Here is a 12,953-nt window from a genome sequence, read left to right as displayed (position 1 = left end):
ACGATTATATATAGTTAACGGGAGGATCCAGTCAATGCGCCAGGAAGCGGGCACGGGAACGGCTGTCGAGCGAACATACGAGGCCTTGCGGGAGCAGATCGGACGCGGCGAGTTGAAGCCGGGCGAGGCGTTGCGTCAGGACCATCTCGCGGCGGCGCTCGGGGTGAGTCACGTGCCGGTGCGCGAGGCACTGACAATGCTCGCGTCTGACGGGCTGGCGACGAGCCGGACGAATCGCGGCACGGTCGTGACGGCGCTTACGGAAGACGACGCGCTTGAACTGGCCGACTTTCGTGCGTTGCTGGAGGGGCGTCTGATGGCGCTGGCGATGCCGAATCTGTCGCGCGCGGATCTTGCGCGGGCACGGGCGGCGCTGGAAGCGCTGGAGGCGGCCACCGAACTGACGGATATCGTCACGCGAAACGCGGCTTTCCACGGCATGCTGTACGCGAAAGCGGAGCGTCCGTACTTCCAGCGGGCGGTGGCGACGGCGCGACTCAATCTCGGCCGCTATCTGTTCCTGACATGGCAGAAGCAGGACAACGCGACGCGCTCGCACAACGAACACCGCGAGTTGCTGCGTCTGTGCGAGGCTGGTGACGACGCCGGTGCCGTCGCGCTGGTGCAGGCGCACAACCGCGCGACGGGTGAACAGATCGCGCGCATCATCCGCGAAGGGTGGAAGGGATGACGGTTCGCCAGATCGTCGTTGCGCCCGCAACGGCGGTCGATTTGCCGACGCTTGCCCGCATTTACTACGACGTCCGGCTCGCAACGATGACGTGGGTCGACCCATCGCTCTATCGTGCGGACGATTTCGCATCGCACGCCGCTGGCGAAGACGTTCTGACGGCGAAGTCGCCCGACAGCAAAATCCTCGGCTTCATATCCGTCTGGCCTGCCGACGACTTCATCCACATGCTCTACGTCGAACCATCGTCGCAAGGTCACGGCGTGGGCACGCGCCTGCTGCAAGCGCTCCCCGGTTGGCCCACCCGTCGCTACCGCCTGAAATGTCTGATTCGCAACACGAGAGCGAAAACGTTCTACGAACGCCACGGCTTTCACGTGATCGGCAAGGGGGTGTCTGAGGAGGGGGCGTTTGAGGAGATGAGCAACGCGGTTTGAATCCGCGATTTTGTTCGCCCAAAACAAAACACCCCAGCGCATTGGCTGGGGTGTTTGTCGTTTTGGCAGACGCTGGCGTCAGACGTTGAACAGGAAGTTCATCACGTCGCCGTCGTGCACGACGTATTCCTTGCCTTCGGCGCGCATCTTGCCTGCTTCCTTCGCGCCTTGTTCGCCCTTGTACTGGATGTAGTCGTCGAAGGCGATGGTCTGTGCGCGGATGAAGCCGCGCTCGAAGTCGGTGTGGATCACGCCCGCTGCTTGCGGGGCGGTGTCGCCCACGTGGATCGTCCAGGCGCGCACTTCCTTCACACCCGCCGTGAAGTACGTTTGCAAGCCAAGCAGCTTGAAGCCCGCGCGGATCACACGGTCAAGGCCCGGCTCGTCCATGCCCATGTCGGCCAGGAACTCGGCCTTGTCGGCATCGTCCATGTCGGCGATTTCCGCTTCGATGGCGGCGCAGACTGCCACGACCGGCGCGTTCTCGGCCTCAGCGTACTTGCGCACGGCTTCCAGATGCGGGTTGTTCTCGAAACCGTCGTCCTTCACGTTGGCGACATACATCGTCGGCTTGGCCGTGATCAGGCAGAACGGCTTGATGAGCGCCAGTTCGTCGTCGGAGAGCTTGAGCGAGCGCACCGGACGTGCTTCGTTCAGCACCGGCACCACTTTCTCCAGCACCGCCACCAGCTTCGCCGCTTCCTTGTCGTTGCCCGACTTGGCCGCCTTCGTGTAGCGTTGCAGCGCCTTCTCGACGGTGCCCAGGTCGGCCAGCGCCAATTCGGTGTTGATGACTTCGATGTCCGAAATCGGATTCACCTTGCCTGCAACGTGGATGACGTTTTCGTCTTCGAAGCAGCGCACGACGTGCGTGATGGCGTCCGTTTCGCGGATGTTGGCGAGGAACTGGTTGCCCAGACCTTCACCCTTCGAGGCACCGGCCACCAGACCGGCGATGTCCACGAATTCGACCGTCGCCGGCATGATGCGCTCGGGCTTCACGATCTCGGCGAGCTTGCCCAGACGCGGGTCCGGCACTTCCACCACGCCGACGTTCGGCTCGATGGTGCAGAACGGGTAGTTTTCGGCCGCAATGCCCGCTTTGGTCAGCGCGTTGAAAAGGGTCGACTTGCCGACGTTGGGCAAACCGACGATGCCGCATTTGAGGCTCATGCTAAATCCTGTCTGGCTTGGTAAGTGCGCGCCGTCGAATGCACTGGGGATGGTGGCCAACTAGCCAATGCGGCCAGCGATTGCGTCGCGGAAAGTCCGCTATTGTACCCGTTCTGCCGCCAAAAGCGCCTGAACAGGACGCTTGCCGCCGCGCAAGCCCTCGCACCTGTCGTCGACGTCGCGCCACCCGGCCCGCTTCAGCTCAGTTGCTTGGCCGAAAACGTGTCGCACTTACGCATGTCGCCCGTTTGCAGTCCCTGTCGCAGCCAGTACACCCGCTGAGCACTCGTGCCGTGGGTGAACGACTCCGGCACCACGCGTCCCTGCGACTGTTGTTGCAGACGGTCGTCGCCAATGGCGGCCGCCGCTTTCAGGCCTTGCTCGACGTCGCCCGGCTCAAGCAACTGGTCGTTCGCCTTGGCCGCATTGGCCGCCCAGACGCCCGCGAAACAGTCCGCCTGCAACTCCAGTCGCACCGACAGCGCATTCGCCTGCGCCTCGCTGACACGGCGGCGCGTCTCGTCGAACTTCTCGGAGATGCCGAGCAGATTCTGGATGTGGTGGCCGACTTCGTGCGCAATGACGTACGCCTGCGCGAAATCGCCGCCAGCGCCGAAACGCTGCCGCAGCTCGTCGTAGAACTGCAAGTCGATGTACACCTTGCTGTCGCCCGGGCAGTAGAACGGGCCCATCGCGGTCTGGCCGGTGCCGCACGCCGTAGGCGTCGCCCCCGAGAAAAGCACCAGCTTCGGCGGCACGTACTGGCGGTTGATCTGCTGCGGGAAGACCGCCGTCCAGGTGCGTTCGATGTTGCCGAGCACCTTGCGGGTAAAGACGGCTTTCGGGTCGTTGATCTGCGCCTGCGAGGGCGCGGACTGGGGCTGAGATTGGGTCTGCCCCTGAATCATCTGCGAGCCCTGAATGATGACGCGCGGGTCGATCCCGAAGAAGTAGGAGGCGGCGAGCGCGACAACGATCGTGCCGATGCCGATGGTGGTACGTCCGCCGAATCCGCCACCTCGGCGGTCTTCGACGTTCTGGCTTTCTTGTTCGTTGTCGAGGCGCATCGGGAGCTCCCTGTTTGATCTCGTTACCGCTATGCGCCGAAGTATAGCGCCCGCCATCATAGTGCGACGCTGTGTCCCAGCGGCGTGGGCGAGGCAGGACGTCACTCGTGCGGCGGGCGTGCGACAATACGCCATCTCGATTTCGGAACCAGTCGTCTTGCGCGATTCAGGCGCTGGCGCTGCATTTGCCGCATGTCTCAAACGCATCCCTCCGGCCAGACGCACGATGTCGTCGTCGTCGGTGGCGGTCTGGTCGGAAAGGCCGCCGCCTTGCTCCTTTCTCAGGCGCGCCTGTCCGTCGCGCTGCTCGCGCAACCCGCAGCCCCCGCGCCGACGGGCGGCGACATGTGGGACGCCCGCATCTACTCCCTGTCGTCCAGTTCGCAAGCGCTCTTCGAGCGCATGCGCGTGTGGCAGGCCGTCGATCCGGCACGTGTCAATCCCGTCTATGACATGGAAGTGTTCGGCGACGAGCGCGGCAGTCTGCATTTCTCCGCCTATCAGGCCGCCGTGCCGCAACTCGCCTGGATCGCCGAGTCGTCGAATCTGGAACGCGCGCTGGACGCCGCGCTGCGTTTCTCCCCGCAAGTGCAATGGCTCGACGCCCGCGCCGAAGCGCTCGAAGTCGACGCCGCTGCTGCGTCGGTGCGCCTGTCGGACGGCAAGACGCTGCGGGCCTCGCTTGTCGTCGGTGCCGACGGCGCGCACTCATGGGTGCGCAGCACAGCAGGCCTCGACGGCACGGTGCGTCCCTACAAGCAACTGGGCATCGTATGTAACTTTCGCGCGGAACGTCCGCACCGCGATACCGCCTTCCAGTGGTTCCGTGACGGCGAGATCGTCGCGTTGCTGCCGCTGCCCGATCAGCACGTCTCGCTGGTCTGGTCCGCTGCCGAAGATCACGCGAAGCATCTGCTTGCGCTTGATCCCAAAGAACTCGCGCAGCGCGTCGGAACGTTCTCGAACAGTGAACTTGGTCAACTGACACCTGTCTCAGCGCGCGCTCAGGGTTTCCCGCTCGTACTGGCGCAAGCCAAGCGTTTGATCGCGCAGCGCGTGGCTCTGATCGGCGACGCGGCGCACGTGGTGCATCCGCTCGCAGGACAGGGCATGAACCTTGGTTTGCGCGACGTGGCGTCGCTCGGCGATGCACTCGCCGGGCGCGAATCGTTCCGCGACTGTGGCGACGATGCGGTGCTACGTCGTTACGAGCGCGCTCGCAAGGAAGACATCGGCAGCATGGCGTTCACGACGGATGGCTTGCATAAGCTGTTCTCGACGAGCAGCCCGCTCGCGAAGTTCGCTCGCAACGCAGGCCTCGACGGCGTGAACATGCTGCCTTTCGTCAAGAAATTCCTGATCGGCCGCGCCCTGGGCTGACCCCTTCGGCGCAAGCGCCGGCAACCCCATGCTACATGCGGGGCAAGCCGGTCGCGCCTCTCGACCGTCATATTTCTGGAGATATTCGATGTTGCAACGTTACCGCGCCGCGGCGTCCGCCGGATTGATTCTTGCCGCCGTCTGCGCAGCCACCTTCACGACGTCTGCCGTCGCGCAAAACAAGCCCGACGCAACCCTCGATCGTGTGAAGGCTGCGGTGCAGAAGACGCTCGGTGCCGATGCGCCGGTCAAAACGGTGGCGCGCACGCCGATTCCTGGCCTCTTCGAAGTATCGGTCGGCGGCGAGATCCTTTATGCGGACGAGAAGGCACAGTACGTGATTCTCGGCGGCAATCTGGTCGACACGAAAACGCGTCAGAACCTGACCGAAGCCCGTCAGTCGGAACTCAACAAGGTCGACTTCGCCAAGCTGCCGTTCGATCGCGCGTTCAAGTACGTGAAGGGCAACGGTAGCCGTAAGATCGCCGTCTTCTCCGATCCGAACTGCCCGTACTGCAAGCGCTTCGAAGAAACGCTCAAGGGCTCGAAGATCGACAACGTCACCGTCTACACCTTCCTGTACCCGGTGCTCGGCCCGGATTCGGATGCCAAGTCGAAGGCCATCTGGTGCGCGCCCGATCAGCTCAAGGCGTGGCATGACTGGATGCTCGACAAGAAGGCCCCTCCGACCCCGACGGCCAAGTGCGACGACAAACCCGTCAAGGACAACTTCGCGCTGGGTCATCAGCTCAACATCACCGGCACGCCGACCATCATCCTGTCCGACGGCCGCCGTCTGCCGGGTGCCGTGCCTGCCGAAGAACTTGAAAAGGCGCTGGCCACGGTCAAGTAAGTTGCCGTCCGCTCGTCCCCTCCGAGAACAAGAAGCCGCTATCTCATGAAAGCCACGTCTGCACCGTCCGCCGTTCGGTACGCGATCGTTCCGAAGTCGCCCGCCGCCCATCTGTTCGAAGTGACCGTCACGGTCTCGAATCCTGCCCCCGAAGGCCAGCGTTTCACGTTGCCCGCCTGGATTCCGGGCAGCTACATGGTGCGCGAGTTCGCCCGCAATATCGTGACCATCGGCGCGACGTGCCGCGGTCGCAAGATCGCCCTCGACAAGCTCGACAAGCACACGTGGCAGGCCGCGCCGTGCAAGGGCACGCTGATCGTGACGTATGAGGTGTACGCGTGGGATCTGTCGGTGCGCGCCGCACATCTGGACGACACGCACGGCTTCTTCAACGGCACCAGCGTGTTCTTGCGCGTGCATGGGCAGGAACACGCGCCGTGCGAGATCGACGTGCTGCGTCCGCGCGGTGCAGCGTTCAAAGCGTGGCGAGTCGCTACGGCGCTGGAACCGGCAGAAGGTACGGCGGCGCTCGATTTCGGACGCTATCTGGCCGTCGACTACGACGAACTCATCGATTCACCGGTCGAGATGGGGACGTTCGTGCACGGCACGTTCAAGGCCTGTGGCGTTACGCACGAAGTCGCCATCACCGGGCCGGTGCCGAACCTCGATCTGGATCGTCTGCTGCGCGATATGAAGAAGATCTGCGAAGCGCAGATCCGCCTGTTCGAGCCAGGCGCCAGTTCGCGCTCGCGCGTGCCGATGTCGCGCTACGTCTTCCTGCTGATGACGGTCGGCGATGGCTACGGCGGGCTGGAGCATCGCGCATCCACCGCGCTGCTCGCAAGCCGTAACGACCTGCCGGTGCAGGGGCAGGCGCGCATGAGCGATGCCTATCGCGGCTTCCTCGGACTGGTGAGCCACGAGTACTTCCACACGTGGAACGTCAAGCGCATCAAGCCTGCGGTGTTTGCGCCGTACACGCTGGATCAGGAGAACTACACGCGCCTGCTGTGGCTGTTCGAGGGCTTCACGTCGTATTACGACGATCTGATGCTCGTGCGCAGCGGCGTGATCGCACCGAAGGACTATTACGAACTCGTGGCGAAGACGGTGGCGAACGTGCTGCGCGGCAATGGTCGTCTCAAACAGACCGTCGCCGAGAGCTCGTTCGACGCATGGACGAAGTACTACCGTCAGGACGAAAACGCGCCGAATGCCATCGTCAGCTATTACACGAAGGGTTCGCTCGTGGCGCTTGCGCTGGATCTGACGATCCGGGCGCAGACGCGTGGCCAGAAGTCGCTCGACGATGTGATGCGCGCACTGTGGCAGCGCTACGGCCGCGACTTCTATCGCAGCGCGCCCGAAGGGATTGCGGAAGACGCCGTTCAGCCGTTCTTCGAAGCGGTCTCGGGTCTTGATCTGTCGGAATTCTTCGCGACGGCGATCAACGGCACACGCGACTTGCCGCTGGCGACGCTGCTCGAGCGTGTCGGTCTGACGCTCGAACCGGTGACGCCGGAGAACGGTCGTCCGGCCATGGGTGTGAAGACGGGTAAGCGCGGCGACGAGGTTACGCTGACGCAGGTGCTCGACGGCGGTGCGGCGCAAGCGGCCGGTCTGTCGGCGGGCGACTCGCTGGTCGCCATCGATGGTTTGCGTGTGACGTCAGGCAATCTCGACAAACTGCTGGAGCGGTATCGTCCGGGCGACCGGGTGACGCTGCACGCCTTCCGCCGCGACGAGCTGCGCGAGACGTCGCTCACGCTCGATGCGCCTGAGATCACGCAGTACCGTATTACCGAAACACGCGATCGCGCCGGTGCGCAGCGACGCGAGAAGTGGCTGACGGTCTGAGCGACCGTCGGTCTGCACGTCACGCGCTTCGTCGTCACAGACCCTTCCACGTGATCGTCCCGCGCTCGTCCTGAGCGCGGGATTGCAACGCAGCGCTCAGTGCTGCATCAACTCTGCGCCGGCCCCGGCACCGACGGGTCGCGATTCTCCTCCGGACACGTCCGAGCCACAGCGAGCATGTGCTCGATGAACGCCTGCGTCTTGCGTGGCAGGAAGCGTCGCGACGGCGTGACCAGATGGACGGAACTCTCGGGCAACGACCAGTCGGGCAGCACCTTTACGAGGCGTCCGGACTTGAGGGCGTCTTCGGCCAGAATGTCGGTGAGCGCGGCAATGCCGCTGCCCGCAAGCGCCATCTCCTTGACCATCCCCATGCTGTTGGCCTGAATCGCCCCGTGCATGGTGATGTCGACGCGTTGACGGCCCTTGTGCAGCGTGTCGGAATTGAACAGACGCCGTGCGCCTTGCAGGATGATGAAGCGATGACCGTCCAGCTCGTCCGGGCTGCCCGGCAGTCCCGTCGCGCTGAGATAAAGCGGGCTCGCGTAAAGGCTGCGGGTGAGCTTCAGGAGCGGACGCGCGACCAGGGTGGAGTCGGAAAGCTGACCGGCGCGAATGGCGACGTCGACACGTTCGGCGATCAGATCGACATGACGCGAACTCAGGTCGACGTCGACGGTGATTTCGGGAAAGGCCGCGCAGAAGGTCGCGAGCGGTACGGCGAGCCATTGCGTGGCGAAGTCGGCCGGAGCGGTGATGCGCAAACGCCCCCGTGGCTTGCTCGACATTTGCGACGCGAAGTCCCGCGTCTCTTCCACTTCTTCGAGAATCGGCAGGCATCGCTCGTAATACGCTTCACCGACTTCCGTCAGTTCGAGCCGACGCGTGGTCTTGTGGAGCAGCTTCGTGCCGAGGCGCGCTTCGAGCCGCGACAGACGCCGACTCACGGTTGCCTTGGGCAGATCGAGCCGCTCGCCGGCCCGCGTGATGCTGCCCGAGCGCACGACCTCCGCGAAGATCAGCATGTCATTCAGATCGTCAATCATCGCGCGCGCTCCCTGTGACGCGGTCATTCGATATGAGGTCGCGCCAGGATGCAGCGAAATCGGCGGTGCTGCCCCTGAATGCCGCGGCGCTTCGTCATTGTTCCAAAATGGGAACAAACAATTCGATTTTACCGGCTTGTTTCATTTTTGGGGGTAACTAGAATTCATCCCAAGCCGACGTGCAATTCAAGGCGACCCAAAGCGGGCCGTCTGGCGCGAACGGATTTACGAACTTTCGGGATCACCCCCGGCTCTGGAGCCAGTGACATGACCACCATTCTGCAAATCAATTCCGCCGCCCGCTCGCAAGGCGCTAACTCGACCACGCTCGCTAACGAAGCCGTGGCCCAACTCGTTGCCAAGAACCCGGGTGCCAAGGTCGTTGTGCGCGACCTGCTGGCCGATGGCGTGCCGCACCTCGACGAAGCCGTGATCGGCGCATTCTTCACGCCGGAAGACCAGCGTTCGGACGAACAAAAGGCCATCATCGCGCGCAGCGACGAACTGATCGCCGAAATCCAGTCTGCCGACACCATCGTCTTCGGCGTGCCGCTGTACAACTTCCAGGTGCCGACGCAACTGAAGGCGTATTTCGACTGGATCGCCCGTGCCCGCGTGACGTTCCGTTATCGCGAAGACGGCACCGTGGAAGGCCTGATTCAGGGCAAGAAGGTGATCGTGGCGTTTGCGCGCGGCGGCAACTACAAGGACACGCCGGCCGACAGCCAGACGCCGTACATCAAGACGATTCTCGGCTTCCTCGGCATGACGGACGTGACGTTCATCTACGCCGAAGGCCTCGCCCGTGGTCCGGAATCGGCAGCTGCCGCATTTGCCGGCGCCCGCGAAGCCATCGCCGCGCTGTAATCGTCGAATCGCTGTTGCTTCTCCCGCACGCGCAGGTTCCCCCATGGCCCATCCGACGCCCCTGCATTCGCGTCTGACCAAACGCCCGGCCGCCCATGCCGGCGCCAACGCCATCCCGCGCGTGCTTCCCGTCTCTCGTCCCGGCCGATGTGCGGCTGCGGCGGGGGCGGGTGTTTTCGATCAGGTCGAGCACACGGACCCGTTCCTGTCGGTCGACCTCTTCCGTCGTCACGGCGCGTGCATTCCGCCGCATCCGCATGCCGGGTGCGTCGTGGCGACGTATCTCTTTCCCGAATCGACGACCTCGCTGCGTAGCCGTCACGCCCACGGTGGCGACGACACGCTGCATCCCGGCGATCTGCTCTGGCTGGAAACGAATTGCGGCACGGTGCATGAAGACGTTCCGGAGAACGCGTGCGCTTCCGTGCGCGGCGTTCGCATGGTCGTCAGTCGTGCCGGACAGCATCCGCATGGCGCACCTGTGCAGACGGTCGTGCGCGCCGGATCGATGCCGCGCTGGCGCGAGGGTGACGTCGACCTGACGTTGATCTGTGGACGCTGGGCTGAGCACGCGGTGGAGCGCAACGATGGCGGTTGCACGACGCTGCTGCAACTCGACTGGCGTGCCGATGAGGTTCGGGCCCTCGAGATCCCGTGCGACGGCCGCCATTGGATCGCGTTGATCGCACAGGGTGACGCGGCAGTCGCCGGATACCCGTTGCGTGCAGAAGGCAACGTTCAGGCGTTGATGTTGCCGCCCGGCACCTGGCAACTGGCAGGGCGCAGCGGCGCACGACTGATGCTCGCCGGTGGCGAGCCGCTGGACGCTCCCGTGGTCTATCGCGGCAACTTCGCCGCACGCGACGAAGCCGATCTGGTCGCCCTCACGCGCCGCTATCAGCAAGGATCGATGGGCGTGCTCACGCCCGTTTGCGCCGAGCGGAAGTAATCACTGAGTCACACCCGCTTCGGCAAGCGCTTTGCGGATGCGGTCGACTTTGATGGCGTTGTTGTAAATCCCCTCCATTTCCTTTCCCTTGCTTTTCGTCTTGCCGCCGGAGTGAAGGCCGACGATCTTGCCATCCGACAGGCGAATGACGGGAGAGCCGGAATTCCCGCCCCAGGTCGACGAGTCGTAGGAAAACATCACCGCGTCCGTTTTGAGTTCCGGGCGCGTGGTTCCCGGCGCAAACCGCTCGGCGGGAAACGGCACCGCATGGTTCGGCAATTCGAAAATCGTATCGATCTGTGCTTCCGACAGCGTTGCGCACTCCTGGCCAGGACGGGCGGCTTCGCAATTGAGCGGACGGGACGGATAGCCGATCACCGCAATCTTCTGTCCTTCGTAGAGATCGTATTTGTCGGCCATCGGCGCGGGCGGCGGCAACGCGTTGTCTTCTGTGCGCAGGATGGCGAAATCGGCATTCTCCGCATCGGTCTTACCTGCGGCTTCGATGCCGACGATACGCACTTCACGCGGCGTGGTGCGAGAGAAGCACTGCGAGTATTCCCACGGGAACGAGACCGTCAAAACTTGCTTGTCGTCGTTCATGTGCCATACGCCATTGCTGTCGGGGTATGCGTAATCGAGCAACACGTGCCGATTGGTGATGATGTGCGACTTGCCGACGACAAATGCAGTGGGGCCGAGACGCGGCGTGGTGGACTGGGCGTCGTCGTACTGAAAGATCACGCCGACGCTGCGGGCAACAGCCGCGACCGGACTGGAGATCGCCGTCACCGCATCTTTCCAGGTGGACCAGTCGTGCGTTTGTTCGTTGACCCACGGTGCGCCTGAGCAAAACCCGTACACCGGACGCATGATGGAGAGAATCGTCTCCAGTGTGCGCTGCAGTTGCTCCTCGGAACCGGGCGTGCCACCGATCAGCAAGTTGTTCGATGCCGCGATGTTCTCGCGTGCCTGAATGATGGCCTGCACCTTCGCGGCGACCAGCGGCGTCTGCGTCGCTCGCATCAGGACGTCCTGCTCCTTCCGCAACGACTTATCCTGGCGCTTCAAGGAGGCCTGAACGTCGGACGATTGTGCTTCGCGCACGATCTGTGCGGCGAGCGGCGACGGTGTGTCAGCATCGAGCGATTGCGCCGTAGCGGACGTCATAAAGCCAGCCGTCACGAGGCTGGCACAAAGCACGCGCACGAGTCGGTTCATTGTTTCCATGCCTCCGGCACTGCGCGAACAGCCGCTTCGGCGGCGCTGTATTGCGTCTTCGCCTTATCGAAGTCGTCTTTTAACTCATTGAAGAAGGCGACGAGATCCGAGATCGACACATGCTTGTCGTCGACGAGCGTCACAAGCTGTTCTTCGGCATCGACCAGCTTCTGACGCAGGACGACCGGCGACTGACTGGCGTGCAGCGCGTCGTACTCTGCGAGTTGATCGTGAACTTGCATGCCGAGTTCGCGAATGCGAATGTCGTCCGCGTCGCGCGAGATGTGTGCAGGTGTGACGAATATCTTCCGGAACGTGGCGAGCGGGCGTTGCAGTGCCACGATCTGCCGCGCGTTCCAGGCGTTCTCCAGATCCTGAGCCGCGAAGTCACGGTCCATGACCTTCTTGAAGTCCGGGTGGAATTTGTGAACGTAGTCGGCGAATCGCTGCTTCGCTTCCATATCGTTGTAGGCGGTGAGGCCCGTTTGGATCAACGCGACGATGGCCTTGTAGGCTGCGATGGCAACCGGTACGGCGGCGACGAGCGATTCATGGCTCGCGTCGGTCGTGGGCCGTCCCTTCCATCCGCGCAGTTGTTCCGTCAGCGGAATCGAGCAGGCGAGCACCGCCTCCTTCGGTGGCGTGTCCTCTACGGCGCCAGGTGTCTTGATGGGCTTGCGCAGTTCCTGGAGGCGCTTCCACTGACCACTGATGGAGTCGTCGCCTTCGGCAAGCACGTCCTTGAGGCCACCCGAGTAGGCCGTGGCGTAGCGCATTGCGGCGCGCTCCCGAACGAAGCTGTCCGACCCGGCGCAGACGAACCGGGCGAAGGAGGCGAGATCGTCCTTGCCGTCGATGTCGTAATCGTCACGCGACTTCGCCCGGAACGTGCGCACGTAATTCTCGATGGCCTCCGCACGCCGTACGCGCGCCCGCGATTTGACCTCCGTATCCAGCGCGCTTGCCGATGCTTTGACGGCACCGTCAAACCCGTTAGCGGCGTCTTGCAGCGTGTCCTTCTTGCGGATCTGCGTCGCAGAACATCCCGCGAGCGCGGCGATGGCGACAACGACGACGAACGACCGCGCGGCATTGGCACACGCGTTGACAGCGACTCCCCGATTTGCCATCTCGAACCCCCGTACGAATAGGCAAACTGCGTTATGACGAACGTCTTCTGATTGTTTTCATGCGGTGCGAGGACACTCGGATGGCATCCCGTCTGCAGCGCGGCGTCATCATGTCACGCAGACTGGGGTCACACAATGAAACGAACGATGTGAATCGAGTGTTTGAAATCAGGCTTCGCTGTAACGACGGATCCAGGCCGGACGGGAGAGGCGCAGCGGGGAAGGCGGGCGGAGGGGGAGGGATTTGCAGGAAACCCGGCGGTAGTCGCCGGATTTCCT

The 12,953-nt window shown here is 63.4% G+C and carries 12 protein-coding genes; 7 read left to right on the top strand and 5 right to left on the bottom strand.

Translation table 11 applies throughout. The features are described 5' to 3' along the window. Positions 1-34 precede the first annotated feature (34 nt). Together NA29_RS22755 and NA29_RS22750 are read left to right on the top strand one after the other, a co-directional pair. Complete coding sequence (locus tag NA29_RS22755) at positions 35-691, top strand: GntR family transcriptional regulator (protein WP_052252330.1); 657 nt, start codon at positions 35-37, stop codon at positions 689-691. After that, the gene (locus NA29_RS22750; RefSeq protein ID WP_039393434.1) at positions 688-1,128 is read left to right on the top strand and encodes a GNAT family N-acetyltransferase; all 441 of its coding nucleotides are present in this window, start codon (positions 688-690) and stop codon (positions 1,126-1,128) included. Before NA29_RS22755 ends, NA29_RS22750 begins: the two co-directional genes overlap by 4 nt. 78 nt (positions 1,129-1,206) lie before the next feature. Here the strand turns inward: NA29_RS22750 and ychF are convergent, their stop codons facing one another. Further along, positions 1,207-2,301: a redox-regulated ATPase YchF gene (gene ychF, locus NA29_RS22745; protein WP_039393431.1), complete on the bottom strand. Its 1,095-nt coding sequence runs from the start codon at positions 2,299-2,301 to the stop codon at positions 1,207-1,209. Positions 2,302-2,498: 197 nt separating this feature from the next. Continuing rightward, a complete protein-coding gene (gene ypfJ / locus NA29_RS22740) occupies positions 2,499-3,368 on the bottom strand; it encodes a KPN_02809 family neutral zinc metallopeptidase (protein WP_039393429.1) in 870 nt (289 codons plus the stop codon). 192 nt (positions 3,369-3,560) lie between these two features. Here ypfJ and NA29_RS22735 point away from each other — a divergent pair, with 192 nt between their 5' ends. The 3 genes from NA29_RS22735 to NA29_RS22725 all read left to right on the top strand — a co-directional run bounded on the left by NA29_RS22735 (position 3,561) and on the right by NA29_RS22725 (position 7,461). Then, positions 3,561-4,748, top strand: a complete 1,188-nt coding sequence (locus tag NA29_RS22735; RefSeq protein WP_039393427.1) for a UbiH/UbiF family hydroxylase — start codon at positions 3,561-3,563, stop codon at positions 4,746-4,748. Between the two features lie 88 nt (positions 4,749-4,836). Continuing rightward, positions 4,837-5,601: a DsbC family protein gene (locus NA29_RS22730; protein ID WP_039393425.1), complete on the top strand. Its 765-nt coding sequence runs from the start codon at positions 4,837-4,839 to the stop codon at positions 5,599-5,601. 45 nt (positions 5,602-5,646) lie between these two features. Beyond that, the gene (locus tag NA29_RS22725) at positions 5,647-7,461 is read left to right on the top strand and encodes a M61 family metallopeptidase (protein WP_039393423.1); all 1,815 of its coding nucleotides are present in this window, start codon (positions 5,647-5,649) and stop codon (positions 7,459-7,461) included. Between the two features lie 107 nt (positions 7,462-7,568). On the opposite strand, the gene NA29_RS22720 is transcribed toward NA29_RS22725, so the two are convergent. After that, positions 7,569-8,507, bottom strand: coding sequence for a LysR family transcriptional regulator (locus NA29_RS22720; RefSeq protein ID WP_072633472.1), 939 nt, complete (start codon positions 8,505-8,507; stop codon positions 7,569-7,571). Between the two features lie 267 nt (positions 8,508-8,774). On the opposite strand from NA29_RS22720, the gene NA29_RS22715 reads away from it, so the two are divergent. Together NA29_RS22715 and NA29_RS22710 are read left to right on the top strand one after the other, a co-directional pair. Next, on the top strand, positions 8,775-9,374 hold the full coding sequence (locus NA29_RS22715) for an FMN-dependent NADH-azoreductase (RefSeq protein ID WP_039393421.1): 600 nt from the start codon (positions 8,775-8,777) through the stop codon (positions 9,372-9,374). 43 nt (positions 9,375-9,417) lie between these two features. Continuing rightward, a complete protein-coding gene (locus tag NA29_RS22710; RefSeq protein WP_039393419.1) occupies positions 9,418-10,323 on the top strand; it encodes a pirin-like C-terminal cupin domain-containing protein in 906 nt (301 codons plus the stop codon). On the opposite strand, the gene NA29_RS22705 is transcribed toward NA29_RS22710, so the two are convergent. Both NA29_RS22705 and NA29_RS22700 read right to left on the bottom strand, forming a co-directional pair. Then, entirely contained in the window at positions 10,324-11,544 is a 1,221-nt protein-coding gene (locus tag NA29_RS22705) for a S1 family peptidase (protein WP_039393416.1), read from the bottom strand. Beyond that, on the bottom strand, positions 11,541-12,674 hold the full coding sequence (locus NA29_RS22700; RefSeq protein WP_039393414.1) for a hypothetical protein: 1,134 nt from the start codon (positions 12,672-12,674) through the stop codon (positions 11,541-11,543). The genes NA29_RS22705 and NA29_RS22700 overlap by 4 nt, the downstream gene beginning before the upstream one ends. Positions 12,675-12,953: the final 279 nt, after the last annotated feature.

The organism is Pandoraea sputorum (assembly GCF_000814845.2).
Classification (GTDB): Bacteria; Pseudomonadota; Gammaproteobacteria; order Burkholderiales; family Burkholderiaceae; genus Pandoraea; species Pandoraea sputorum.
This window is presented reverse-complemented; position numbering and strand designations above follow the sequence as displayed.

What these genes read in the sequence shown, in the direction of transcription:
- NA29_RS22710 (WP_039393419.1), top strand. Translation starts at nt 9,418, where the DNA reads ATGGCCCATCCGACGCCCCTGCATTCGCGTCTGACCAAACGCCCGGCC.
- NA29_RS22755 (WP_052252330.1), top strand. Translation starts at nt 35, where the DNA reads ATGCGCCAGGAAGCGGGCACGGGAACGGCTGTCGAGCGAACATACGAG.
- NA29_RS22700 (WP_039393414.1), bottom strand. Translation starts at nt 12,674, where the DNA reads ATGGCAAATCGGGGAGTCGCTGTCAACGCGTGTGCCAATGCCGCGCGG.
- NA29_RS22730 (WP_039393425.1), top strand. Translation starts at nt 4,837, where the DNA reads ATGTTGCAACGTTACCGCGCCGCGGCGTCCGCCGGATTGATTCTTGCC.
- NA29_RS22720 (WP_072633472.1), bottom strand. Translation starts at nt 8,507, where the DNA reads ATGATTGACGATCTGAATGACATGCTGATCTTCGCGGAGGTCGTGCGC.
- NA29_RS22705 (WP_039393416.1), bottom strand. Translation starts at nt 11,544, where the DNA reads ATGAACCGACTCGTGCGCGTGCTTTGTGCCAGCCTCGTGACGGCTGGC.
- NA29_RS22725 (WP_039393423.1), top strand. Translation starts at nt 5,647, where the DNA reads ATGAAAGCCACGTCTGCACCGTCCGCCGTTCGGTACGCGATCGTTCCG.
- NA29_RS22715 (WP_039393421.1), top strand. Translation starts at nt 8,775, where the DNA reads ATGACCACCATTCTGCAAATCAATTCCGCCGCCCGCTCGCAAGGCGCT.
- NA29_RS22750 (WP_039393434.1), top strand. Translation starts at nt 688, where the DNA reads ATGACGGTTCGCCAGATCGTCGTTGCGCCCGCAACGGCGGTCGATTTG.
- ychF (WP_039393431.1), bottom strand. Translation starts at nt 2,301, where the DNA reads ATGAGCCTCAAATGCGGCATCGTCGGTTTGCCCAACGTCGGCAAGTCG.
- NA29_RS22735 (WP_039393427.1), top strand. Translation starts at nt 3,561, where the DNA reads ATGTCTCAAACGCATCCCTCCGGCCAGACGCACGATGTCGTCGTCGTC.
- ypfJ (WP_039393429.1), bottom strand. Translation starts at nt 3,368, where the DNA reads ATGCGCCTCGACAACGAACAAGAAAGCCAGAACGTCGAAGACCGCCGA.